Source organism: Allocoprococcus similis (assembly GCF_054660775.1).
In genome coordinates this window covers 73,526-97,734 of sequence record NZ_BAAHSG010000003.1, presented here as the reverse complement: position 1 = coordinate 97,734, position 24,209 = coordinate 73,526, and the positions used below count along the sequence as shown (strand labels likewise).

General features: G+C 40.9%; 21 protein-coding genes and 1 tRNA gene. 20 read left to right on the top strand and 2 right to left on the bottom strand.

Annotated elements, in window-relative coordinates; translation table 11 throughout:
* Window positions 1-14: 14 nt before the first annotated feature.
* Both ACYQ5K_RS01640 and ACYQ5K_RS01635 read left to right on the top strand, forming a co-directional pair.
* A complete protein-coding gene (locus ACYQ5K_RS01640; protein WP_459777215.1) occupies window positions 15-1,109 on the top strand; it encodes an ABC transporter permease in 1,095 nt (364 codons plus the stop codon).
* A 634-nt stretch (window positions 1,110-1,743) separates the two neighbouring features.
* Window positions 1,744-2,112: a virulence RhuM family protein gene (locus tag ACYQ5K_RS01635; RefSeq protein WP_201856680.1), complete on the top strand. Its 369-nt coding sequence runs from the start codon at window positions 1,744-1,746 to the stop codon at window positions 2,110-2,112.
* On the opposite strand, the gene ACYQ5K_RS01630 is transcribed toward ACYQ5K_RS01635, so the two are convergent.
* A complete protein-coding gene (locus ACYQ5K_RS01630; RefSeq protein WP_459777219.1) occupies window positions 2,050-2,202 on the bottom strand; it encodes a hypothetical protein in 153 nt (50 codons plus the stop codon). The genes ACYQ5K_RS01635 and ACYQ5K_RS01630 overlap by 63 nt on opposite strands.
* Before the next feature lie 113 nt (window positions 2,203-2,315).
* Between ACYQ5K_RS01630 and ACYQ5K_RS01625 the strand changes: the two genes are divergently transcribed.
* Both ACYQ5K_RS01625 and ACYQ5K_RS01620 read left to right on the top strand, forming a co-directional pair.
* Entirely contained in the window at window positions 2,316-2,492 is a 177-nt protein-coding gene (locus ACYQ5K_RS01625) for a YccF domain-containing protein (protein WP_173689494.1), read from the top strand.
* A gap of 51 nt (window positions 2,493-2,543) precedes the next feature.
* Window positions 2,544-2,987 (top strand): GNAT family N-acetyltransferase, encoded by a 444-nt coding sequence (locus tag ACYQ5K_RS01620; RefSeq protein WP_173689495.1) that lies wholly within the window; start codon window positions 2,544-2,546, stop codon window positions 2,985-2,987.
* A 305-nt stretch (window positions 2,988-3,292) separates the two neighbouring features.
* Here ACYQ5K_RS01620 and ACYQ5K_RS01615 read toward each other — a convergent pair whose 3' ends face one another.
* Complete coding sequence (locus tag ACYQ5K_RS01615; RefSeq protein WP_173689496.1) at window positions 3,293-3,928, bottom strand: hypothetical protein; 636 nt, start codon at window positions 3,926-3,928, stop codon at window positions 3,293-3,295.
* A 181-nt stretch (window positions 3,929-4,109) separates the two neighbouring features.
* Between ACYQ5K_RS01615 and ACYQ5K_RS01610 the strand changes: the two genes are divergently transcribed.
* The 16 genes from ACYQ5K_RS01610 (at window position 4,110) to ACYQ5K_RS01535 (ending at window position 24,177) form a co-directional block, all read left to right on the top strand.
* Window positions 4,110-4,616, top strand: a complete 507-nt coding sequence (locus ACYQ5K_RS01610; RefSeq protein ID WP_195231617.1) for a phosphatase PAP2 family protein — start codon at window positions 4,110-4,112, stop codon at window positions 4,614-4,616.
* A 455-nt stretch (window positions 4,617-5,071) separates the two neighbouring features.
* Window positions 5,072-5,881 (top strand): helix-turn-helix domain-containing protein, encoded by an 810-nt coding sequence (locus tag ACYQ5K_RS01605; RefSeq protein WP_195231616.1) that lies wholly within the window; start codon window positions 5,072-5,074, stop codon window positions 5,879-5,881.
* A 112-nt stretch (window positions 5,882-5,993) separates the two neighbouring features.
* Complete coding sequence (gene ppk1 / locus ACYQ5K_RS01600) at window positions 5,994-8,081, top strand: polyphosphate kinase 1 (protein ID WP_195231615.1); 2,088 nt, start codon at window positions 5,994-5,996, stop codon at window positions 8,079-8,081.
* A gap of 80 nt (window positions 8,082-8,161) precedes the next feature.
* Window positions 8,162-8,234: transfer RNA gene (locus ACYQ5K_RS01595), tRNA-Ala, on the top strand.
* A 391-nt stretch (window positions 8,235-8,625) separates the two neighbouring features.
* Window positions 8,626-8,796: a hypothetical protein gene (locus tag ACYQ5K_RS01590; protein WP_173689490.1), complete on the top strand. Its 171-nt coding sequence runs from the start codon at window positions 8,626-8,628 to the stop codon at window positions 8,794-8,796.
* Between the two features lie 94 nt (window positions 8,797-8,890).
* Window positions 8,891-11,287, top strand: a complete 2,397-nt coding sequence (locus ACYQ5K_RS01585) for a glycoside hydrolase family 3 C-terminal domain-containing protein (RefSeq protein WP_195231614.1) — start codon at window positions 8,891-8,893, stop codon at window positions 11,285-11,287.
* 88 nt (window positions 11,288-11,375) lie between these two features.
* A complete protein-coding gene (locus tag ACYQ5K_RS01580; protein ID WP_195231613.1) occupies window positions 11,376-12,086 on the top strand; it encodes a LytR/AlgR family response regulator transcription factor in 711 nt (236 codons plus the stop codon).
* On the top strand, window positions 12,086-13,408 hold the full coding sequence (locus ACYQ5K_RS01575) for a GHKL domain-containing protein (RefSeq protein WP_459777214.1): 1,323 nt from the start codon (window positions 12,086-12,088) through the stop codon (window positions 13,406-13,408). Before ACYQ5K_RS01580 ends, ACYQ5K_RS01575 begins: the two co-directional genes overlap by 1 nt.
* 206 nt (window positions 13,409-13,614) lie before the next feature.
* Complete coding sequence (locus ACYQ5K_RS01570; protein WP_459777213.1) at window positions 13,615-16,515, top strand: glycoside hydrolase family 3 C-terminal domain-containing protein; 2,901 nt, start codon at window positions 13,615-13,617, stop codon at window positions 16,513-16,515.
* A 27-nt stretch (window positions 16,516-16,542) separates the two neighbouring features.
* The gene (locus ACYQ5K_RS01565; protein WP_334298987.1) at window positions 16,543-17,103 is read left to right on the top strand and encodes a GtrA family protein; all 561 of its coding nucleotides are present in this window, start codon (window positions 16,543-16,545) and stop codon (window positions 17,101-17,103) included.
* Between the two features lie 230 nt (window positions 17,104-17,333).
* Window positions 17,334-17,963, top strand: a complete 630-nt coding sequence (locus tag ACYQ5K_RS01560; RefSeq protein ID WP_173689510.1) for a flavodoxin family protein — start codon at window positions 17,334-17,336, stop codon at window positions 17,961-17,963.
* A gap of 36 nt (window positions 17,964-17,999) precedes the next feature.
* Complete coding sequence (locus ACYQ5K_RS01555) at window positions 18,000-18,896, top strand: putative ABC transporter permease (protein WP_173689511.1); 897 nt, start codon at window positions 18,000-18,002, stop codon at window positions 18,894-18,896.
* A gap of 137 nt (window positions 18,897-19,033) precedes the next feature.
* Complete coding sequence (locus ACYQ5K_RS01550; RefSeq protein WP_459777212.1) at window positions 19,034-20,008, top strand: calcium/sodium antiporter; 975 nt, start codon at window positions 19,034-19,036, stop codon at window positions 20,006-20,008.
* Between the two features lie 287 nt (window positions 20,009-20,295).
* Window positions 20,296-21,486: a MalY/PatB family protein gene (locus tag ACYQ5K_RS01545; protein WP_459777211.1), complete on the top strand. Its 1,191-nt coding sequence runs from the start codon at window positions 20,296-20,298 to the stop codon at window positions 21,484-21,486.
* Between the two features lie 29 nt (window positions 21,487-21,515).
* Entirely contained in the window at window positions 21,516-22,823 is a 1,308-nt protein-coding gene (locus ACYQ5K_RS01540; RefSeq protein WP_173689221.1) for a Na+/H+ antiporter NhaC family protein, read from the top strand.
* Window positions 22,824-22,842: 19 nt separating this feature from the next.
* A complete protein-coding gene (locus ACYQ5K_RS01535; protein ID WP_459777210.1) occupies window positions 22,843-24,177 on the top strand; it encodes an MATE family efflux transporter in 1,335 nt (444 codons plus the stop codon).
* Window positions 24,178-24,209: the final 32 nt, after the last annotated feature.

Below are 24,209 nucleotides of genomic sequence, written 5' to 3'. Positions count from 1 at the left end.
CTTGCGTATTGTTTGTGATTATCTCTAATTATGTGGGAAATATTGACACGGAGCATGAAGCACGTCTTTCCGTTAATCATGGACAATTTGAACTGCAGCTTGACTATTCTGCTGAGTATGATGAAAGATATCCGGAGAATAATCTGGATACGATTCTGACGGATGATCCATTGAATGATTCGCTGATTGAAGAAATCAAAAGCATTCCGGGAGTAACAGATGTCATGACGAGAGAGATTGTCTCTGTAAATCTGAACGGAACAAGATTTCCGGCTGATATTGTGAGTGAAAAGGATTTTGATTTTATGCGCCAAGAAGGGGATATTGGCTCTATGGACTATGATCAGGCGGTAAAGAATGGTGATATTTTCTTTGGCTGGTCAACGTGGATGGAACAAGATGGATATGCTCCGGGTGAATCCATTGCATTTGACTTTGAGAATGGAAGTGGAACCTATACCTATCAGGGAAAGATTGCAGGATCTTTTGTAAGTGCGGACACTTATCTTGTCATTCCGGAAGGTGTATATCGTTCCATGAATCCGAGAGGAACAGCCTATGGCTATCTGTGGGTGGACTGTGATAAAAAAGATGTGGCATCTGTAGAACAAAGTCTGAATACTTTGATTTCTAATACTTCGCATATAAAAATGGATACTTATCATGCGCAGTTACAATCTGCCGAATTTGCAAGCAGCATGATGAAGCTTGGCTGTTATCTGTTTATGGCTATTGTAGGACTCATCGGGTTTATGAATATGGCGAATACCATGATCATGAATATTACGACAAAAAAGCAGGAATATGGTATATTACAGGCTGTGGGTATGACAAATAAACAATTAAATTTATGCCTGCAGTTACAGGGACTGATGTTTACGGTTGGTACCATATGCGTAGCTTTGATCATTGGTCTGCCGCTCGGCTATGCACTTTTTTCCTATGCAAAACATAATGGAGTATTTGGAATGAATATCTATCATGTTCCAATCGTACCAATTTTTATTATGATTTTTTTGGTCGGTCTGTTGCAGATTGTACTTTCCTGCGTTTTAAGCAGTAATCTGAAAAAGGAAACGCTGGTTGAAAGAATAAGGTATCAGGGATAGCAAGTAATATGTAATGAACTAGGTCTTAACGAAGAGGAGAAATAGATAACTTCCAGATTTGTATTTATGGTAAATCTAAACTGTATTTTAGCAATATTTCCTGAGTGGGGGCAGAAAGTGCCACCAAAATGATAAAATGGGGACAAAAAGCGCCCCACATATAATAAACAAAGGGTTCAAGGGAAAAATCCCTTGCTAGAACAGCATTTGGATGGAGACATCTCTAATGCGTATCTAGCCGTCGCCGGGGACTAATATACAAGAAGGAATATTGTTTGAGCAGGAAAAGACATAGAAGACTCTGGTTATATCGCAGGATATGTGCTTTGAAAGAATTGATTTGCGATAGATAGAAATATTTGAAGGTTCTGTTATTACTTAGGCGGAGTAAAACAGCTTCTGGACAAAAAGGCTGCATAGGCAGCCGGCATCCTGCGGATAATATGCTGCAGGATGTATACATATATCAGGAGGCTTCATTCATGGCGAGTGGAGTCTCTTTTATTTTGCACTGTGTAATGGAAAAAGTTTTGATTGAACAGCAGTTGGAATGATGATAAGATTTGGTTGAGACAATAGTGAACATATGTGTTCACATTTCATAACTAAGAAGTAATGGATTGGAGAGGTGCTTATGGCAGATAAAATTGGAACTGATGAATATGGGGAAATACTTATATATCAGACTGATGATGGGCAGACAAATATAGAAGTTAAAATAGAAGATGATACAGTGTGGCTGACACAACAGCAGCTTACTGAATTATATCAATGCAGTAAATCAAATATAAGTGAACATATAAAGCATATATTCGAAGAAGGGGAATTGGATAAGGATTCAGTTGTTCGGAAATTCCGAACAACTGCAGATGATGGAAAAACATATAATGTTACTTATTACAATTTAGATATGATTATATCTCTTGGATACCGAATTAAATCAGTGATTGCAACAAGATTCAGGCAGTGGGCAATCGGTGCTTACATGATAGAAGTCTGCTAGCGTCAGTAGATTGCCAAGTGACATATCTACATTTTTATCTTTCTCATAATTGCCGAGTGTGAAACTCGGGATGCCAGTAGCATCAGACAATTCATGTAATGATATTCTTTTTTCTGCGACTCTCAAATCTTTCAGTCGTTCCGGTATGGTAACAGAGAAAATTGCAAAAGAATATTAGACATTGGATAAGGAGAGGTGTTGTCATGAGAACTATAGGTAATATCCTTTGGTTTATATTTGGAGGATTACTGGGCGGTCTGGCTTGGGTTTTTGCAGGACGCATATGGTGTATTACAATTATCGGAATTCCATTTGGAAAGCAGTTTTTCAAGATGGCAAGACTCTCTTTCATGCCATTTGGTGCGAGCGTGATAGGGTAGAATATAATAAAGCGTTAATCGAAATGGCTGAAGAAGTTATGGAGGCGAAATATGGTAATCAAAGAGATCATTGACGATAAGATGCATTATATAGACTTATTATTTCTGGCAGATGAGCAGGAAGATATGATTCGTCGCTATCTTGAAAAAGGAATCATGTATGTGCTTGATGATAATGGCGTGAAAGCAGAGTGCGTCGTTACCAATGAGGGAAATAGGATTCTTGAAATCAAGAATATTGCAGTAAAGCCAGAATATCAAGGCTGCGGATACGGAAAAGCTCTAATTGACTTTTTGATTCGCAGATATACTGGTAAATACTCTGTTATGCAAGTAGGAACAGGAGATAGTGCATTGACTGTTCCGTTTTATGAGAAATGTGGTTTTACACGCTCTCATTGCATCCCTAATTTCTTCATCGATCATTATGATCATCCAATATTTGAGTGTGGTATTCAACTTATTGATATGATATATCTACAAAGATGCTTATAACTTTTGATATCTAATTTAGTAGCTATGTGACGCTAATCTGTCTGCTGTTATATCTGGCAGAATTCTGGGCATCTGTTGAGTTGAAAAAAGGCATACAGTGAAGGAATTTTTCAGTGGCACGATCGTTGCATGTGTAATATTTGCAGGGACTTTTTGTATGCTGTAATCAATCTGCATGGATATGGAAAAAAAGAATTGAAAACCGTCGAATTTCAATTCTTCTTTTCTGAGAATCTATTCTTTCATAAAATCATTTTGAATCCTATAATTGAACCATATACTGACAGGTGGATAGGCAAGTCCGGCTATCCGAGATATGATGATTTTATGCTCTCTTTATTATCTTCGGTAGAAAATAATTCAGGAATTGCTGAATATCTATGCAGCGAAACATTACAATTAAGAGCATCTGCTATTAGTTTTGCAATAAATTCCAATATGTTTTCTTTATAGTGGTTGTAAAAGTTGTATATGTCTAATGTAACACATTCTTTTGCGTCAAATGCAAATTCAAAAACCAGGCTTTTGGATGCAACTAAATTCATTTCTGTAGCAGAACCAAAGAAAGTGTAATTGCCATCTTCAAACAAAACTTTTTTATATGTTCTAAGCAAAAAATCTTTATTGACGTTACTTCTAAGTTCATTTAATTCTTTAAAATCAAGTTTTTCAATGTGAATATTATTTCTTAAGTATATATAATCACTATTTAAGGTTGAAAATTTACGATAAAAATTTGCTTCTTTATCATTAACTATAGGTAAATCATTAATATTATTTTTTACCCAATTGTCAAAATATGCAAAATCAACAATGTCCGTTAGAATTTTTTCAAAAGATTGTTTGTAAGAAATTTGTAATTCTAAAAATTCGTCTAAACTGTAATTTAAAGGAATACTATCATCAATTTTAATGGAATCCGGTATAAATTTATAATTCATATATTGCCTCCCTGTAAGCATTCGCATGATACTTAATTATAGTTTATCACAAGCAACTATGAGAAAAAAGTTAATATGCTGTTACTGACCAAGAAATATTTTTTAAAATGACTTTTTCTCAGTAATCTATGTTATTCTATAGAAAAGTAAAAATACTGATGAAGAAAGCAGGAAAAAACTTATGAACATTGAATTAAGTATTTTGGATTGGATCCAGACGTTGCATACGCCTTTTCTGGATAAAATCATGGTATTTATTACAAGACTTGGGGATGCAGGAATTATATGGATTGTGTTGAGCATAGTATTGCTTCTGCTTCCTAAAACGAGAAAAAGCGGCGTGGTTATGGTGGCTGCTTTAGTAGTAGATGTATTACTCTGCAATATTGTCCTGAAAAATCTTGTAGCACGGACAAGACCGTATGATGTGAATACAGGAGTACACCTTCTGGTAGCAAAGCTTCATGATTATTCTTTTCCGTCCGGACATACGGCAGCTTCGTTTGCTTCGGTAACAGCTTTGTACCTGGCAGGTGAAAAGAAGCTTTGGAAATTTGCGCTTGTGCTGGCATGTCTGATCGCAATATCGAGGTTATACCTGTATGTACATTATCCGACAGATGTTCTTGGAGGAATTTTGTTCGGTGTGATTTCAGGATATTTGGGATATCGTAAAGTATTGAAATGAAGATGACCAAAGATTGCCGATCGGGAATCATATGCCGAAATTCCTGAAAGTGATCAAAGAAGTAACAGATGATGACTCCTACAAGAATGCATCTTTGGCGAGATTATGAGGAAGTAAGCTTTTCTGTAAAATAGAAAATATCATCCATTACAAAATGATAAATTTAGATACAAAAAAAGGACCTTGCAAGCCCGCAGGTCCTTTTTTAGTGACGGTTCATTGCTTCGAGATACAGATAATTCGCAGCATAAAATTCGATCACTTCATGCATATAATCTTTGATTTTTTTAATCATTCTTTCTTTCATGATTTGTTCTCTCCTTTCTTTTCTTTATGTGGTCATTATAGATTGAAAAGCGGAGATATGCTTGCCAAATCTGATGAAAAAGTAGACAAATCTTGTAAAAATGCTATATAATAAAATAAAAAAAGCACTTGTTCAAAGAGGAAAGGCTATGTATTTACATTATAAAAATACGAATCGGAAAATACAGACCGTACAAAAAAGAGCCAGGCATGCAGGACCGCATCTGCACAGCACCTTGGAGATGATCTATGTGACAGAAGGCACTTTAGAGCTTGGGATTGGACAGGAATTGTATCATCTGGAAACAGGGGATCTGGGAATTGTATTTCCGGATGTGATCCATCACTATCAGGTATTTGGAGAGGACGCACATAAGGTGTATTGTGTGAATTTGATTCCGGATAATCTTGGATTTTTCAGTGAGGCACTGCAGAAATATGCACCGGTCTATCCCGTCCTTAAAGGCAGAGAATTAGATGAAGAGGTTGCATATGCCTTGTGCCGGATGATGCTTACTAATGAGGAAGAATTTCTGATCCTGCAGGCTTATTTACAGATCGTTCTGGCGCGTTGTATTCCGCTTTTGGAATTGGATGAAAAATCCAAAATCGGAAGTGACGATCTGATTTATCAGACGGTGGCATATATATCCGGGCATTTCCGGGAAAATGTGACACTGGATAAGATGGCACAGGAGATCGGAGTCAGCAAGTATGCAGTTTCGAGAGTTTTTTCCGGGACATTTCACAGTAATTTCAATCAGTATCTGAATGATACCAGACTTCGTTATGCCTGTGCGAAGCTGGAAAATACAACGGATTCAATTATTGAGATTTGTCTGGACAGCGGATTTGAAAGTCAGCGGACATTTAACCGGGTATTTAAGGAGCGGTACCGGATGTCACCAAGTGTATATCGCAAAAAGATGAAGGAACAGGGCACGCAGATTTTACATTGATTTTACAAAGAAAACACATGGCAATGATAGATAGATCCGAACCGCAGATGTATAATCGGAACTAAATGCTAAGAAAAAGAAACTAACAGAAATCACGAAAAGGAGATACCAAATGAAGAAGAAAACAATGAAATCAGAACCATATATGATGAATCGTGAATTGTCGTGGTTAAAATTTAATGAAAGAGTGCTGAATGAAGCAGGAAATCCAAGAGTACCGCTTGCAGAGCGTCTTACCTTTGCATCAATTTACCAGTCTAATCTGGATGAATTCTATATGGTGCGGGTGGGAACCTTGATGGATCAGATGGAATCTTCTGAAGTTGTACGTGAAAATAAAACAAATATGACCAGCGAAGAGCAGGTGAAAGCAATTATTGAAGCTACGAGGGAGCTGGATATAAAAAAAGCAATGATCTATGAACAGCTCATGGGCGAATTGGAGCCGCAGGGGATCCGGATTATCAATTTCAACAAGCTTTCCGGAAAAGAAGGGGAATTACTGGAAACTTACTTTGATAATGAAATTGCACCATATCTGTCTGCGAATATCATCAGCAAACAGCAGCCGTTTCCATTCTTACAGAATAAAGAGATCTATGCGGTTGCACTGCTTGCAACGAAGGGTGGAAAGACAAAAACTGCGATCATTCCGTGCAGTAATAACGTGTTTAAGCGCCTGATCGATATCCCGACCAGACCGGGAACCTTTATGCTTTCGGAAGAACTGATCCTTCATTTCCTGCCGAAATTATTTAAAAAATATGAAATCAAAGAAAAATCTCTCCTGCGAATTACGAGAAATGCGGATATTGATACAGAAACCATTTATGATGAAGACATGGATTACAGAGACGCCATGGAAAATCTGGTAAAGCAGAGAAAACGTATGAATCCTGTCCGCATGGAATTCTCCAGAAAGATCAATAAAAAGCTGATTGCGGAAATCTGCAAATATATCCATATGGATAAAGAGCATGTATTCTTATCAAGAGTACCGTTGGATTTATCCTTTGTATTTGCAATTCAGAATTATCTGAGAATGCAGGGAACAGCAAAAGAGAATCTTTTCTATCAGAAAAGAAGCCCTCGAATGACACCGCAGTTGAATGATAAACAGAGCCTGATTGCCCAGATCGAGCAGAAAGATGTACTTTTATCTTATCCTTTTGAAAATATCAAATCTTTCACTAATCTGCTTTATGAGGCAGCAAGAGATGATTCTGTCGTATCCATTAAAATGACGTTGTATCGTCTGGCTGTCCGTAGTCAGGTTGTGGATGCACTGGTTGAAGCGGCAGAAAATGGAAAAGAGGTTGTAGTACTTGTAGAACTTCGAGCAAGATTTGATGAGGAAAGCAATATTGAATACTCCAGAAAGCTGGAAGAAGCCGGATGCCGTGTAATTTATGGACTGAATGGATTCAAGGTACATTCAAAACTTTGCCTGATCACCAGAAAGACAGAGAAAGGTCTGGAATATATTACGCAGATCGGAACCGGTAACTATAATGAAAAGACTTCTACTTTATATACAGACCTGTCACTGATTACAGCAAAGCAGGAAATCGGAAAAGAAGCGGCAGAAGTATTTGCATGTCTGCTGCGCGGTGAAACCATCGAAGAAACACATGTCCTTCTGGTGGCACCGAAGTGTCTTCAGAATAAAGTACTTGCTATGATCGATGATGAGATTTGCCATGCGAAGAAGGGGGAAGATGCTTATGTTGGAATCAAGATCAATTCCCTGACGGATAAAGTCATCATTGAAAAACTGGTAGAAGCGTCACAGGCTGGTGTGAAGATTGAGATGGTAGTACGTGGAATCTGCTGTCTGATTCCGGGAATTCCGGGATATACAGAAAATATCAAGATAGTCAGCATCGTAGGAAGATTCCTGGAGCATTCCCGTATTTATCGTTTCGGAACGCCGGAGAGAGAAAAAATCTACATCGCATCCGCTGATTTCATGACAAGAAATACCATCAGACGTGTGGAGGTTGCAGCTCCGGTCCTGGACGATACCCTGCGTGCACGACTGGATGAAATGTTCGATACAATGATGAAGGATGACGAAAAAGGAAAAGAGCTGATTGCAGATGGCGATTATGTAGATCGTGATATCAATGAAGAAAAGCTGGATTCACAGGAATTGTTCTATGAGACGGCATATAAAAATGCGGAAAAGAAGAATGTTTAATGGATCTGTTATAAAATTGCCGGATACAGTTGACAAAAACGGACGTTTGTGATAATTTAAATAAGTCATAAACGTCATATGGGGGATTAGCTCAGTTGGGAGAGCGCCTGCCTTGCAAGCAGGAGGTCACGAGTTCGAATCTCGTATTCTCCACTTTATGGATAGTGTAGCAGCGTTGCTGTTGCACTATTTTTGCGTATTTGACAAATGTGTGAGTGTGTCTTATAATACACTTAACAGGAAAGTCGGAAGGTAACCGCAACTTACCCACTCCGGCGAATTTATTTACAAGTTATAAAGAATAGCCGTCAACTCGCCAAAGTCTGGACGGCTATTTTTTATGTGTATAATTAAGTATTGCAACAATAAGCACCGCAATGGATACGATGAGTTGTAATTCTTCATATGTACTCATTAGCACCACCTCCGACAGGCTCGGAGCGGGTGCAGCACGTCCCCCGACTTCCCGGTTAAATGTATTATATTGAAAAATATTATCATTTTCCGGTGATATAGTAAAGCAAAAAGAGGAGGTTCTTTTTTCATGGAATATACAAAAATCGGCAATACAGACATCGAAGTATCCAGACTCTGTATCGGCTGTATGAGTTTCGGAAAAGCAGGAACCATGAGAAGAAGTAATTTTCAAATCGATTTTACACTGGAAAATGCAGTTCGTGCAGAAATTTCAACCATTTATGAAAGCAGGCTTTGACAGTCTGCTTTCTGTGCTATGATAGGCTCAACAAAAAAGAGACTTGCAACAGGTAGAAAAAAGCAGATAGAATAAAGGTAAGGTAGGTTTCGAAATGAGTTTAAAGTATGAACAGATCATAAAACAAATGACATTAGCAGAGAAAGCACAGATGATGTCCGGGAAGAATACGTGGGAAACAGTTGATTTTGAAAAATACGGGATTCCGTCGATGACCATGTCGGACGGACCTCACGGACTGAGAAGACAGGCGGGTGCAGGGGATCATTTAGGACTTAACGCCAGTCTTCCGGCAACCTGTTTTCCGACGGCAGCAGGCGTGGCAAACAGCTGGGATGAAGCACTGGGGGAAGAGATCGGTGAGGCGCTTGCAGAAGAAGCGGTCACTATGGGAGTCAATGTAATTCTTGGCCCTGGACTGAATATCAAGAGAAGTCCGCTGTGCGGAAGAAACTTTGAATATTTTTCAGAGGATCCGTATCACGCAGGAAAGATGGCAGCAGCCTATGTGCGCGGGATCCAGAGCAAAGGAATTGCGGCATGTCCGAAGCATTTCGCTGCGAACAGTCAGGAACTTCGCCGCATGGCAAATGATTCCGTAGTAGACGAGAGAACATTCCGCGAGATTTACACCACTGGATTTGAGATCGCAGTCAAAGAAGGAAAAGCAAAATCCATCATGTCTTCTTATAATGAAGTGAATGGCGTATATGCAAATGAGAACAGTCATATGCTGCAGGAAATTCTCGTAGATGAATGGGGATTTGATGGCTATGTGGTTTCGGACTGGGGTGGAAGTAATGACCATGCACTGGGCGTAAAGAATGGAAGTCATCTGGAAATGCCGGGAACCGGGAAATCCGGTATGCGTGATATCATCCGTGCAGTAGAGAACGGAGATCTGGAAGAGTCCGTGCTGGATCAGAGACTGGACGAGCTGTTAAACGTAATCTTTGCAACCCACCAGGCAACTGAGGAGGCAAAAGGAAAGCAGTTTGATGTAGAAGCACATCATAAGCTCGCAAGAAAAGCAGCGGAGGAAAGCATTGTTCTTCTGAAAAATGAGGATCAGATCCTTCCATTAAAACCGGGAAAAAAAGTTGCCGTGATTGGAGATTTTGCAAAGACACCAAGATATCAGGGCGCGGGATCATCACTTGTAAATCCGACAAAACAGCCAGAGGCGATCATGGATGTGATCGGTGAGAGCGGTGTGGATGTCATTGCTTACGAGCAGGGATATATCCGCAACAGAAAACCGGATAAAAAATTGATGAAGGCAGCAGTGGAAGCCGCGAGAAAAGCAGATGTTGTCCTGTTCTTCGGTGGTCTGGATGAGATCAGTGAGTCCGAAGGACTCGACCGTAGTCACATGGAAATGCCATATGCACAGGATACTCTTCTGGACGAACTGACAACGGTCAATTCTAATGTAGTTGTAGTGCTTTCAGCAGGTTCCGCAATTGAGATGCCGTGGTATTCTTATGTAAAAGGAATCGTGCATGGATATCTGGGAGGACAGGCAGGAGCTTCGGCAATGATGAATGTGCTGACAGGAAAAGTAAATCCGTCAGGGAAGTTAAATGAAACTTACCCGCTTCATTATAAAGATACACCGGCTTATGCGTATTATCCGAGTAAAGAACGCAGCAGTGAGTATAGAGAATCTGTATACGTGGGATATCGCTATTATACAACAGCTGGAAAAATGACACGTTTTCCATTTGGATTTGGACTTAGCTATACTACATTTGAGTATAACAATCTGAAAGTAAATTCCGAAGGTGTAAAATTTACTGTTAAAAATACGGGAAATATGGCAGGGACTGAGATTGCGCAGCTTTATGTTGGTAAACAGTCAGATACTATTTTCCGTCCGGTCCGCGAACTGAAAGGATTTAAGCGAGTAGAACTGGAACCGGGAGAGGAAAAGGAGGTCTGGATCTCATTCGATGATAAGAGCTTCCGTTTTTATGATACCAGAACGGACAGCTGGGAAATTGAATCCGGAACCTATCAGATCATGATCGGTGAAAATGCAGAACATATGCTTCTGGAAGGAACTCTGGAAGCCACGGGAACTGTAGAAAATGGTGGCTATAACAAAGAAGAAATGCCGGAATATTTCAGTGGTCAGATCAAAGAGATTTCAGATGAAGAATTTGCCCGCCTTTACGGAAAAGAGATTCCGGATGGAAGCTGGAGTGGTGAGATCCAGATGAATGATGCAGTGTGTCAGCTGTATTATGGAAAAGGAATTCTTGGAAAGCTTTTGTGTGGCATACTTAAAATTCTTTTGAAAATCAGTGAATGGCGGGGAAAACCAAGTTTAAATGTGCTGTTTAACTATAATATGCCGATCCGTGGTTATGCAAAGATGACAGGTGGCTTTGTGACAATGGAAATGGCAGAAGCACTGACAGAAATGGCAAACGGACATAGGATCAAGGGAACGGGACATCTGATACGGGCTGCAATAAAGAGAGACTAAAAGAAAATGTAGAAATAACAAAGGACTTGTACTAAAATATTTTTAAGTATAAGTCCTATTTTGGCGTGGGAAGGAGAAGAAGAAACCAATGATAAAGATTGCGATCGTGGAAGATGAAATGATGTATGCACAGCAGTTGCAGGATTTTCTGCATCAGTATGAAAAAGAGAACGGGGAATTATTTGATATTACAGTTTATACCGATGGGGATCAGATCGTACACAAATATCAGTCTCAGTATGATCTGATCCTGATGGATGTGGAAATGAAGTTTATGGATGGTATGTCAGCTGCGGAAGAGATCCGTAAGATGGATACAGAGGTTGTTATTATTTTTATCACGAACATGGCACAGTATGCGATTCGTGGATATGCAGTGGATGCGCTGGATTATGTGTTAAAGCCGGTTTCTTATTTTGCCTTTTCACAGCGTCTGAACCGGGCGATCGGACGGATGAAAAAGAGAGAACAGAAAGTGATCATGGTGAATATCAAAGGCGGTGCTGTGCGCGTCAATATCGCTAATATTTACTATATAGAAAGTCAGGGACATACTCTGATCTTGCATACGATCCTGGGAGATTATGAGACCAACGGAACGATGAAGGAAATGGAAGAAAAGCTGAAGGGGATGAATTTTTGCCGTGGAAATAAAGGCTATCTGATCAACCTGCAGCATGTGGACGGAATTCAGGATGGATGTGCGATGGTAAAAGGGGAACAGCTGGTACTGAGCCGTGCCAGGAAAAAAGAATTTATGGAAGAGCTGACAAAATACTGGGGAGAGGTTATAAAGTAATGAATGATTTTATGCCGGATATACCGCAATTTTACACCGCACTTGCCGAATGGCTTGCGTGCATGATTTTTATTTTGCCACTGAAGAAACGAATGGATAAGACGAGAACTCTTCTGATGATGACAGGGGCACTGGCAGTTCAGAGTATATTTCTTGTGGCGACAGGGAATTTGCTGATTTATTTCTGGATTCCGTGTATGGTCATTGCGGTGATTTTGATGATTGGATTTATTTACGGGTGCTGTGATGTGGGCAGGACGGATGCAGTTTACTTTGGCATGATCGCATTTGTAGTGGCGGAGTTTCTGGCATCAATCGAGTGGCAGGTTGTATGTTTCTTCTGGAAAGGGAAGATGCCGGAAATTTGGATTCGGGCATTACTGCTTATTGGAATTTATGGATGCATCGCATGCGTTTTGCTGAAAATTCTGCATACACATCTGCCGAAAGATGGGAAAATGAATATCAGTCCCAAAGAATTATTCTCGGCGGTGTTGATCGGTATTGCTGTGTTTGCTGTGAGTAATTTAAGCTTCTTGACAAGTAATACGCCGTTTTCCGGATCTTATTCCTTTGAAATCGGAAATATCCGGACGCTGGTTGATGTGGGAGGAATTGCCATTTTGTATGCGCACCTGATCCAGTGCGGGGAACTGCGTGTGAAAAAAGAACTGGAGGCAGTGCAGAATGTTCTGCAGAATCAATATGTACAGTATAAGCAGTCCAGAGAAAGTATTGATCTGATCAATTATAAATATCATGATCTGAAGCATCAGATTGCGGTACTCAGAAGTGAGGAAGATCCGAAAAAACGAGAAGAATTTCTGAACCGGATGGAAGAAGAGATCCGTCAGTATGAAGCGCAGAATAAGACCGGAAATAAAGTCCTGGATACGGTACTTACGACGAAAAGCCTGTACTGTAACAAGCACGGGATTACATTTACCTGTGTGGCAGACGGAACGCTTCTGGAATTTATGGATGTCATGGACATCTGCAGTATTTTTGGAAATGCGCTGGACAATGCGATCGAGTGTGAAATGAAGATTCCGGAAAAGGAGAAGCGTCTGATCCATGTGACGGTATCAAGGCAGAAGAGTTTCCTGATCCTCCGGTTTGAGAATTATTATGAAGAGGAATTGCAGTATAAAGAAGGTTCTCTGGTCACGACAAAGAAGGAAAAAGAGTATCATGGATATGGGCTGAAAAGTATCCGGTATACGGTCAATAAGTACGAAGGTGCAGTCAGCATTGACACGAAGGACAACTGGTTTAATCTGAAAATCCTGATTCCGATGAAGGAGAGTAAACCGGAAAATTAAAAAGAGACTGAAAAGAATAAGAACGCCATGATTGTGCGAAATGCATAAAAACATGGCGTTCATTTTATCTAAGTTTCACAGGGACAAAAACCGTTTGTGCATAAAAAGTGCAGATTATGCAGATTTTCACCAGGGAGAAAATGATGTGGTAGGATATAGCTATCAAGTTCAAAGGAACAAAAAATAAAGGTTGGGAGGAAGCAGCGATGTTAAGTGTTAACTGGAGTGATGTGGTAAATATTTTAAATACATTGAAGCCATATCTTATCGCATTAGCTGTTATCGTTGTGGTTGCGCTTGTTGCAGTAATCGCAGTGATGAAAGTGTCAAAGACAAGAAGGAAAATCATCCGTTCAGAAGTTGGACTGGCAGCACTTCTTGCAATTACAATTGTAGCAAACCTTATTTGTACAGGACCGATGTCCACTCTTTTAACACTGGTAAGTGGAAAAGGAACGATTACAGATAAGACACAGAATGATGCAGAGGATTTAGGAATCCAGATTGCAGATGAGGGAATTGTTCTTCTGAAAAATAATGGTGGATTACTTCCGCTGGATAAGAACAAAAACCTGAATGTATTTGGATGGGCATCTACCAATCCTTGCTATGGTGGTACAGGTTCAGGAGCTCTTTCAGATGCATATGATACGGTAGATCTTTTAACTGGATTAAAGGATGCAGGCTTTAAGCTGAATGATGAAATCTCTGATTTCTATAAAGATTATCGTGCAGACAGACCGGAAGTTGGAATGTGGGAACAGGACTGGACATTACCGGAGCCATCTGTTGATAAATATTCTGACAGCATGATTGAAAATGCAAAAGATTTTTCTGATACAGCAATGGTGGTACTTACACGTGTAGGTGGAGAACACATCGATCTTCCGACAGACGTATCAAAGGTTAATTACACCGATAATTCGGAAGATTATCAGGATTTCCCGGAAGGATCTCATTATCTGGAATTAAGCCAGAGTGAACGTAACATGCTGGATATGGTATGTGAGAACTTTGATAATGTTATCGTTGTTTACAATGGTGCAAACACAATGGAACTTGGATTCGTAAATGAATACGAGCAGATTAAGGCAGCTCTGTGGTGTCCGGGAACTGGTCAGAACGGATTTGAATCTCTTGGAAGAATTCTTGACGGAGAAGTAAATCCTTCAGGAAAGACAGCAGATACATTTGTGGCAGACCTTACACAGACACCGACTTTCAATAACTTTGGTGATTTCGCATATGACAATATGGACGAATTCACAATTGACAAAGACGACCCGTTTGTTGCAGGTGCTGTTCCGCATTTTGTAAATTATACAGAGAGCATTTATGTGGGATATCGTTTCTACGAAACAGCCGCAGCAGAAGGTGCAATTGATTATGACAAAGAAGTTGTATATCCATTCGGATACGGATTATCCTACACTACTTTTGATGAGACAATGGGAGATCTGAAAGAAGAGGATGGAAAGATTTCTGTAGATGTTACCATTACAAACACTGGCGACGTGGCAGGAAAACAGGTTGCAGAATTATACTATAATCCGCCGTATATCAATGGTGGAATTGAAAAGGCTTCTACAAATCTTGCAGCATTTGACAAGACAGATTTACTGGAGCCGGGTGAGTCACAGACTCTGACATTAAGCTTCAACGTAGAAGATATGGCATCTTATGATTATCAGAATGAAAAGGCATATGTACTGGAAGCCGGTGATTATGAGGTTAGTCTCCAGACAGATTCGCATATAATCGTTGATACTGATACTTATACAGTAGATGATGAAGTTGTTTATAACAGTGACAACAAACGTTCAACAGATGAAGTTGCAGCAACCAATGCATTTGACTTTGCAGAGGGTGACATTACATACTTATCAAGAGCAGATCAGTTTGCAAATATGGAAGAAGCTTTTGCAGCACCGACAAATTGCAGTATTTCAGATGAAGCCAAAGCAGAATTTACCAATAACTCAAACTGGAAGGCTGAGGAAGATAAAGATGCTGTAATGCCAACCACAGATGCGAAGAATGGTCTGGAACTGGTTGATATGAGAGGTCTTGATTATGATGATGCCAAGTGGGATGAGCTTCTTGATGAATTAAGCGTATCTGATATGGTGGATCTGGTTGCATTAGGTGGATATCAGACAGCAGCTGCAAAGAGTGTTGGAAAGACAAACACAACAGACTGTGACGGACCGGCGTCAATCAACAACAACTTTACCGGTGTTGGATCAATTGGTTTCCCTTGTGGAGTTATGATCGCCAACTCATTTAACGAAGATATTGCAAAAGCATTTGGTGACAGCATCGGTCAGATGGCTGATGAGATGAATGTATCCGGATGGTATGCACCAGCTATGAACATTCACAGAAATGCATTTGCAGGACGTAACTTTGAGTATTATTCAGAAGATGGCCTTCTGTCAGGAAAGATTGCAGCACAGGCAGTACAGGGGGCAGCAGATCATGGTGTATATGCTTATATCAAGCATTTCGCAATGAACAGCCAGGAAACTGGAAGATGGCTTACAAGTATGGACTGGGCAAATGAACAGGCAATCCGTGAAATTTATCTGAAGCCATTTGAAATCGCTGTAAAAGAAGGCAATGCGAAAGCAGTTATGTCATCTTACAACTACATTGGAACACAGTGGGCAGGAGCCTGCAATTCTCTTCTTAATATGGTCCTCAGAGATGAGTGGGGATTTGAAGGATTTGTTCTGACAGACTACTTTGCAGGATTTGGATATATGGATGCAGAGCGTTCAATCTATAATGGTGGAGATGCATGCCTTTCAAACTATGATGCTGGAACAAACTATATTAAAAACACAGATTCAGCAACAACTGTTACCAATATGAGACGTGCAGCACACAACATTTTATACACCGTTGTAAACAGCCGTGCATATGATGAAAAGAATCTCACTACAGGATTACTGTTATGGCAGATCATCCTGATCGTTGTAGATGTACTTCTCGCAGCACTGATCATCTTCCTTGAAGTTGTAACAATTAAGAGATTCCGTGTGAGAAGTCAGGCAGATAAAGCAGCAAAGGAACTCGAAGCAGCTAAAGTAGCAGAGGAAGAATAGAATTAAAAAAAGTGGAGACTGCATATGATAAACAGTATTAAAAATTCATGGCAGCACTTCGCAGACAAGCATCCCGGAGCCTCTAAATGGATCCGGGAGGGCGGTCTGTTCGTGATCGTCAGCAACCTGATCACAGTGCTCAAATATTTACTCTTGTTGTTCCTGCCGTTGGCATTTGCAGGACTTCCAAAAGTGGATTTCGGATTTCCGGGAATCGACATTACTCTATTCGGTGAGACTTTCAAGTGGAATATCATCGGATATGACGCCGCACATGGCGGACTTCCTTATTTTTGCGCATACATGATCGCAATGGTAGTCGGAGAGTGCATCAACTTCCCGATCCAGAGAAATTTCGTATTCCGCAGTAAAGGAAAAGTATGGTATCAGGCATTCTGGTATCTGATCGCATTCTGTATTGTTACCTGTATCGTAAACTCGATCAACTGTATCTGGGTTGCGGTAGCCGGGATGTTTGTACCGGGATGGTTATACAATATCGGAACGACAGTGTTGAACGGAGGGGTATCGATGGTGGTATTCTTCTTCGTAAATAAGATTATTTTCCCTGAAGGGGAAGGAAAGTAAGCGTTTTCGGGATGGTTTGCATAGCGGATCATCCCGATTAGTTCGTTATCAGAAAATGTGGCAAAGGAAATCCCCTTTATGTAAGAAAGTGAATGCTGATTCATAAATAAATTTTTCCTTTCAGTAAATACAGCTTATTTTTCAAAATTCGATGGAAAGTATATCACAGGCGGAAAAAGGATGATATAATAAATCTCGCAGAAAATTGTCAGAAAAGGAGAATGATTATCATGAAAGAGAATTTAAAAGTACTTATGATCAATGGAAGCCCGAAAGCAAATGGCAATACAGCTGTTGCATTAAAAGAAATGGAAAATATTTTCAAAGAAAACGGAATAGAAGTTGAGACAGTTGTTATCGGGAATAAAGCAGTCCGTGGATGTATCGCATGTGGATCCTGTTATGAAAAAGGCAAATGCGTCTTTGATGATGTAGTCAATGAACTGGCTCCGAAGTTTGAAGCGGCAGATGGTCTTGTAGTCGCAAGCCCGGTTTACTATGCATCTGCAAATGCAACCCTGATCGCCTGTCTTGACCGGTTATTCTGCAGCAGTCATTTTGACAAGACCATGAAGGTCGGAGCAAGCGTTGTCTGTGCAAGACGTGGCGGATGTTCTGCAACATTTGATGAGCTGAACAAATACTTCACCATTTCCGGAATGCCGGTCGCATCCAGCCAGTACTGGAACAGTATCCACGGAAGAACACCGGGAGAAGCCGAGCAGGATGGAGAAGGAAAGCAGACGATGCGTGCACTTGCAAGAAATATGACATTCCTGATGAAGAGCATTGCACTTGGTAAAGAACAGTTTGGACTGCCGGAAAAGGAAGAGCGGATCGCGACACATTTTATCCGCTGATGGCAGTTTTACTTTTTCTTATAAGGGAGGAAAATCATGATTTGTGGAATGACATACTATCAGATATGCTGGTATTTTCTGATATATTCCTTTGGGGGCTGGATTGTTGAAGTAATCTTTCATGCAGTAGCTTTGGGAAAGGTTATAAACAGAGGATTCCTGAATGGCCCTGTATGCCCGGTATATGGATTTGGAGTAATATCTGTTTTTGCTATGATAAATACACTGCAAAGCAGTGGTTATCAGATGAATGATGGCATGATATTTCTATTCGGAGTTATTCTGGCGACTGTAGTGGAGTTAATAGCCGGATGGCTGTTAGATGTATGTTTTCATGCGAGATGGTGGGATTATTCAGATAAACCTTTAAATTTTCATGGGTATATCTGTTTGGAATTTTCATTGATATGGGGACTGGCAATTGTGCTTGTTGTGAAAGTTTTTCAGAAATATGTGGAAAACCATACATCGGCACATTCAGATTCGATTTTTGGCTGGATCGTACTGGCAATTTTATATTGTGTGTATCTGGCAGATGTTATCGTAACAGTAGCTGTTATACAAGGACTGAATAAGAAACTTACCAGATTGAATAAAATCCGTTCAGATATGCGGATTGTGAGTGATAAAATCAGTGATACCGTTGCAAATACAACAATAGATACAGCACAGGTTATAGAAAAAGGAAAGGTGCAGACAGCTCTTGCAAAAGCGGAATTGCGTGAAGCTGCTGGAACGAAAAAAGACCAGTCCATTGAGAAACTCCGCAAAAAGAAAATGGAACTTCAAAGAGAATTTGATGAACTTTCTAATTCTATAACCAATCATACAATTGTTGGACAGGGAAGAATTATTAAGGCATTTCCGGAGATGAAGCACCGGTATTACTATGAACTGATTCAGGAATTAAGAAAAAAATTTGAAGACAAGTAAAGAGGTTGTTGACCGGGTAATAAAATAAATAGGAGGTAATAAAATAAATAGGAGGAGTTTGTTGACAGTCTGTCCTTCTTGTTCTATAGTGAAAGTTGCTATTTAAAACATGTTATTTAAAAGAGAGGACTTTTACTATGGAACTAATAAAATCAGTCATTATCCTTGTCATAGGATTTGTACTTTTGTTAAAAGGAGCGGACTACTTCGTAGAGGGCAGCTCTTCCGTTGCCAGACAGCTTCGGATTCCATCGATGATCATCGGTATGACGATCGTTGCGATGGGAACCAGCCTTCCGGAATGTGCGGTCAGTGTAACGGCATCCCTGACTGGCAATAATACTCTTGCGGTAAGTAATGTTGTCGGATCAAACATCTTTAACCTGATGGTTGTCTGTGGCGCCTGTGCTTTATTTGCACCGCTTACGATTGAAAAAGATACACTGAAAAAAGAATTTCCACTGTCTATTTTTTGTGCGGCACTGTTGATGGTACTTGGGTACATCGGAATGATTCTTGGACATGTAGATGGCTTTATCTTTTTGATTCTTTTTGTATGTTATCTTCTGTGGATGATCAATTCTGCAAAGAAGGCGAGAGCAGCACATCAAGAAGACAAACTGATGCAAGAAGAGGGAGAATTTGTTGACGAAGAGATCAAGATTCTTCCGATGTGGAAATGTGTAATCTTTATTGTTGGAGGAATGATCGCAATCAAATTTGGCGGTGATTTTGTTGTAGACAGTGCTTCAGCGATAGCGCTGGCATTTGGTTTCAGCCAGACACTGATCGGACTTACGATCGTTGCGATGGGAACCAGCCTTCCGGAGCTGATGACATCCATCGTTGCGGCAAGGAAGAACGAAGTGGATATGGCACTTGGAAATGTAATTGGTTCCAATATTTTCAATATTCTTCTGGTACTTGGTGTCGCAGGTGCAATCAGTCCGGTTGTGTTCCTTATGGACAACATCATTGATACGGTTGTATTGATCGTGATGAGTCTGGTCGTTCTGGTATTTGCATGGACATCTAAGGTCATTAACCGCAAAGAAGGAATTGCAATGCTTTGCATGTATGCCGTGTATATGGTATATATCTGCATCCGGTGACAGAGAATCGGCTGTTTGTTATGGGAGTCGGTTTTTTCACGCATTACGTGTTGGAGATGAGGTAAAAGAATATTTATAATGGAAAAATAACTGTGGATACTTTGTTCGCAGTTATTTTTATTATATAATAGAAGAAGCTGACTATTGTAATAAAGTGGAGAAACACTACTGCTCAAAGCGCGTTCTGTGAGCAATGATGAACAGCATACTTTATAAGTAGGAAAATATTGACATACCATAGAAAATGCGGTATAAGAGACGGTGAAAGAATACAAAGGAGTATACAGATGGGAAAATACAATTTTGATGAAGTGATCGACAGACATGGAACGGACTGCCTGAAATATGATTTCGGAATGAAGAGAAAGGGAAGAGATGATCTGCTTCCGCTCTGGGTGGCAGACATGGATTTCCGCCTGCCGGATGAAATCCTGGATGAATTTCACAAGAGAATTGGCCATGGAATATTTGGTTATACAGATCCGCTTGATGAATATTTTGCGGCAATGAACCATTGGTTCTCAACACGCTATGGCTACACGATCGAACCGGAATGGGTAACGCTTGGCGCCGGAATCGTCTATGCGCTGGGAACCAGTGTAAGAGCATTTACCGAAGAGGGAGATGCCATGATGGTGATGCAGCCGGTATACTATCCGTTTAGTGAAGTTATCAAGAATGACGGAAGAAGACTGGTGAACTGCCAGCTGCGTTATGAGGACAATCATTATTCGATCGACTTTGAGAAGATGGAGAGAATGATCCTGGAAGAGGGCGTAAAAGCATTGATCTTCTGTAATCCGCACAATCCGGTCGGAAGAGTCTGGACAAGAGAAGAACTGGAAAGAGTTGCAGAGATCTGCCTGAAATACAATGTGACCTGGATGGTGGACGAGATGCACTGTGATTTCATTTTCCCGGGACATACCTTCACAAGCTGTATGAATCTGGATGAAAAATACCGTCAGATTCTTGCGCTCTACAGCTCACCGGGAAAGACATTCAACGTGGCAGGACTTCAGCCGGCAAATATCATCATTCCAAACGAAGAGCTGCGAAAAAAATACCAGTGGGCGAATACCCAGGCAGCTTACAGTCAGGGAAGCCTGATGGGACAGCTTGCTGTCAAGGTATGTTATACAAAAGGTGCCGAATGGGTAGATGAACTGGTACAGTATATTTACGAAAATGTACAGTATATGAGCAAGTTCGTGAAAGAGAATTTCCCGAAGGCGAAGATGGTAGAGCCGGAAGGAACCTATCTGGTATGGGTTGATTTCTCCGGGTACGGATTCAGCAATGAAGAGCTGGAACATCTGATGCTGGAGGAAGCGAAATTGTGGCTGGATTCCGGAATTATCTTCGGACCGGAGACTGCACAGTTTGAAAGATTTAATGTAGCGTGTCCGCGTGCAACGGTAGAGCAGGCACTGACACAGCTGAAAGACGCACTGGATAAGCATCTGGCAGCAAAATAATATAAAAAAAGGATTGAGAGGAAAAAAAGATGGACAGACAAAAGAAAAATATGGGGGCAGTGGCATTTCTCCCATTGATCGTATTTCTGGTATGTTATGTAGGGTGTGGGATTACATTTACACTGCTTGGAGCAGACGAACCGTTCGGAAAGTTTCCGCGTCACGTCGCACTTCTTGCAGGTTGTGCGGTAGCACTTCTCCTTAACCGTGGCATGGGTGTACAGGATAAGCTGAATATTATGACAACGAACATGGGAAATTCAGGAGTTATGATGATCGTTCTGATCTACCTGATGGCTGGTGGATTCCAGGGAGCAGCAGCGGCAATGGGCGGAAAAGATTCGGTTGTGAATCTCTGTCTGCATTTTATTCCGGTGAAGCTTTTAGTTCCGGGTGTATTTTTGATGTGCTGTTTTATTTCTACATCGATCGGAACATCCATGGGAACGATTGCAGCGATGGCTCCGATTGCGATCAATGTGGCACAGGGAGCGCATTTAAATGTTGCGGTAGTCGGTGCGGCAGTGATCGGAGGATCTTATTTTGGAGATAACCTTTCCATGATTTCAGATACAACCATTTCGGCAGCAGAAGGATGTGGTTCTGAGATGAAAGACAAATTTAAAATGAACTTTTTCATTGCTCTTCCGGCGGCAATTGTGGCAATAATCCTGTACTCGATTTTTGGCGGAGTCGGAAGCGGAGCAATCGAAGCAGGAAGCTATAGTATCATCGAAGTCCTTCCTTATTTCATTGTTCTGATTGCGGCACTTATGGGAGTTAATGTTGCGGTAGTCCTTTTTGTAGGAATACTTGCATCCGGTATCATTGGACTTTGTGTTGGAAGCTGTGGACTTTTTGAATGGATCCAGGCAATTGGAAGTGGTATGAGCGATATGTTCAGCATCAGTATCGTTGCGATTTTAGTATCTGGTATTATCGGTCTTGTACGTGAATATGGCGGTGTTGAATGGCTGGTGGGCGCGATTAGCGGCAAGATCAAGAGCAGACGTGGTGCGGAATATGGAATCGGACTGATGTCAGGTATCCTTTCCGCAGCTATGGTAAATAATACGATCGCGATCATTGTTACCTGTCCGATCGCAAAAGAAATCGGGGAAAAATATAAGATCGCACCGAAGAGACTTGCCAGTCTGGTGGATATCTTTGCCTGCGCATTTATTGCACTGATGCCACATGATGGTGGTATGCTGATGATTACGGCACTTGCTGATGTATCACCACTTAATGTACTGAAATATTCGTTCTATATGTTTGGACTGATCATTGCGACCTGCGTTACGATACAGTTCGGATTGATGGACAAGAAGAATTAGACAGGATGAAATTTAGAATATGAAAGATCTTACAAAGGGAAAACCGTCCACACTGATACTGGCTTTTGCGCTGCCGATCTTTTTCGCAAATCTTCTGCAGCTTACATACAGTCTTGTGGATACCAGAATTGTCGGAACTTTCCTGGGAGAGGACGCGCTGGCAGCTGTCGGCGCGACCACAACCCTGAGCAATCTGATCATAGGATTTCTGCAGGGACTTTCTGGTGGGTTCGCCATTATTATCGCACAGAAATTCGGTGCAAAGGATTATAAAAGTGTTAAGAAATCATTCGCAATGTCGCTGACCATGGGTACAGGAATTGCGTTATTTTTTACAGTATTCGGGCTGATTTTTCTACAGCCGATTTTGAACATACTGAATGTTCCGGCAAATCTGATGGGAACAGCAAAAAGCTATATTTTCGTAATCATCGCAGGACTTGTGGCGACCTTTCTCTATGATGCCTGTGCAGCTGCGCTCCGCTCACTGGGTGACACGGTAACACCGCTGGTGATCCTGGCAATTTCAGTTGCACTGAATATTATCGGAGATTTGTTTTTTGTTGTAGTACTGAAAAGCGGCGTACAGGGAGCTGCAATCGCAACGGTACTTGCACAGGCGATTGCATTTGTTGTCTGCTGGATCTACATGGTAAAGAGATATGAATTATTAAGACTTGGCCGGGAGGATTTTAGAGATCCAAATCCAACAATGGTGAAAAATATGCTTGGTGCGGGAATGTCTATGGGATTTATGAGTTCTCTGATCAATATTGGATCTCTGACACTTCAGACTGCGATCAATAAGCTGGGAACCGATTATATTGTGGCACAGACAGCAGCAAGAAAACTGACCGAAATGTTCATGATCATGTTTACCGTATTTGGAAATACCATGGCGACCTACTGTGGACAGAATCTGGGTGCCGGAAAGATTGACCGGATCAAAAAAGGGATCTGGCTTGCGATTTTTTATACCTGTATCTGGTGTACCCTTGTGATCGTGGCAAGTTACACGATCGGAGACAAGCTGGTCTATCTGGTAACAGGGACACATAATGAGAATGTGATCTTAAATGCGACCAGATATCTGAAATTTGATACGTTATTTTATTATGTAACAGCCGTGATCTGTGTGGTGAGAAATGCCATGCAGGGATTGGATGGCCATATTACACCGATCGTATCCAGTACACTGGAGATGCTTGGGAAAATTGTGATCGCATTTACACTGGTCCCGCATCTTGGATATACGGGTGTTATCATTGCAGAGCCGATCGTGTGGTTTATTATGGTAATCCCGTTGATCGTGCAGATTTTCCGGATGCCGGTGCTGAAGAAGGCAAACGGATAGATTTGTTTTATGATAATGAAGAAGAGGAGTTT

Coding starts and splice junctions, on each gene's coding strand:
- ACYQ5K_RS01635 (WP_201856680.1), top strand. CDS start 1,744: ATGGCAGATAAAATTGGAACTGATGAATATGGGGAAATACTTATATAT.
- ACYQ5K_RS01625 (WP_173689494.1), top strand. CDS start 2,316: ATGAGAACTATAGGTAATATCCTTTGGTTTATATTTGGAGGATTACTG.
- ACYQ5K_RS01620 (WP_173689495.1), top strand. CDS start 2,544: ATGGTAATCAAAGAGATCATTGACGATAAGATGCATTATATAGACTTA.
- ACYQ5K_RS01615 (WP_173689496.1), bottom strand. CDS start 3,928: ATGAATTATAAATTTATACCGGATTCCATTAAAATTGATGATAGTATT.
- ACYQ5K_RS01610 (WP_195231617.1), top strand. CDS start 4,110: ATGAACATTGAATTAAGTATTTTGGATTGGATCCAGACGTTGCATACG.
- ACYQ5K_RS01605 (WP_195231616.1), top strand. CDS start 5,072: ATGTATTTACATTATAAAAATACGAATCGGAAAATACAGACCGTACAA.
- ppk1 (WP_195231615.1), top strand. CDS start 5,994: ATGAAGAAGAAAACAATGAAATCAGAACCATATATGATGAATCGTGAA.
- ACYQ5K_RS01590 (WP_173689490.1), top strand. CDS start 8,626: ATGGAATATACAAAAATCGGCAATACAGACATCGAAGTATCCAGACTC.
- ACYQ5K_RS01585 (WP_195231614.1), top strand. CDS start 8,891: ATGAGTTTAAAGTATGAACAGATCATAAAACAAATGACATTAGCAGAG.
- ACYQ5K_RS01580 (WP_195231613.1), top strand. CDS start 11,376: ATGATAAAGATTGCGATCGTGGAAGATGAAATGATGTATGCACAGCAG.
- ACYQ5K_RS01575 (WP_459777214.1), top strand. CDS start 12,086: ATGAATGATTTTATGCCGGATATACCGCAATTTTACACCGCACTTGCC.
- ACYQ5K_RS01570 (WP_459777213.1), top strand. CDS start 13,615: ATGTTAAGTGTTAACTGGAGTGATGTGGTAAATATTTTAAATACATTG.
- ACYQ5K_RS01560 (WP_173689510.1), top strand. CDS start 17,334: ATGAAAGAGAATTTAAAAGTACTTATGATCAATGGAAGCCCGAAAGCA.
- ACYQ5K_RS01555 (WP_173689511.1), top strand. CDS start 18,000: ATGATTTGTGGAATGACATACTATCAGATATGCTGGTATTTTCTGATA.
- ACYQ5K_RS01550 (WP_459777212.1), top strand. CDS start 19,034: ATGGAACTAATAAAATCAGTCATTATCCTTGTCATAGGATTTGTACTT.
- ACYQ5K_RS01545 (WP_459777211.1), top strand. CDS start 20,296: ATGGGAAAATACAATTTTGATGAAGTGATCGACAGACATGGAACGGAC.
- ACYQ5K_RS01540 (WP_173689221.1), top strand. CDS start 21,516: ATGGACAGACAAAAGAAAAATATGGGGGCAGTGGCATTTCTCCCATTG.
- ACYQ5K_RS01535 (WP_459777210.1), top strand. CDS start 22,843: ATGAAAGATCTTACAAAGGGAAAACCGTCCACACTGATACTGGCTTTT.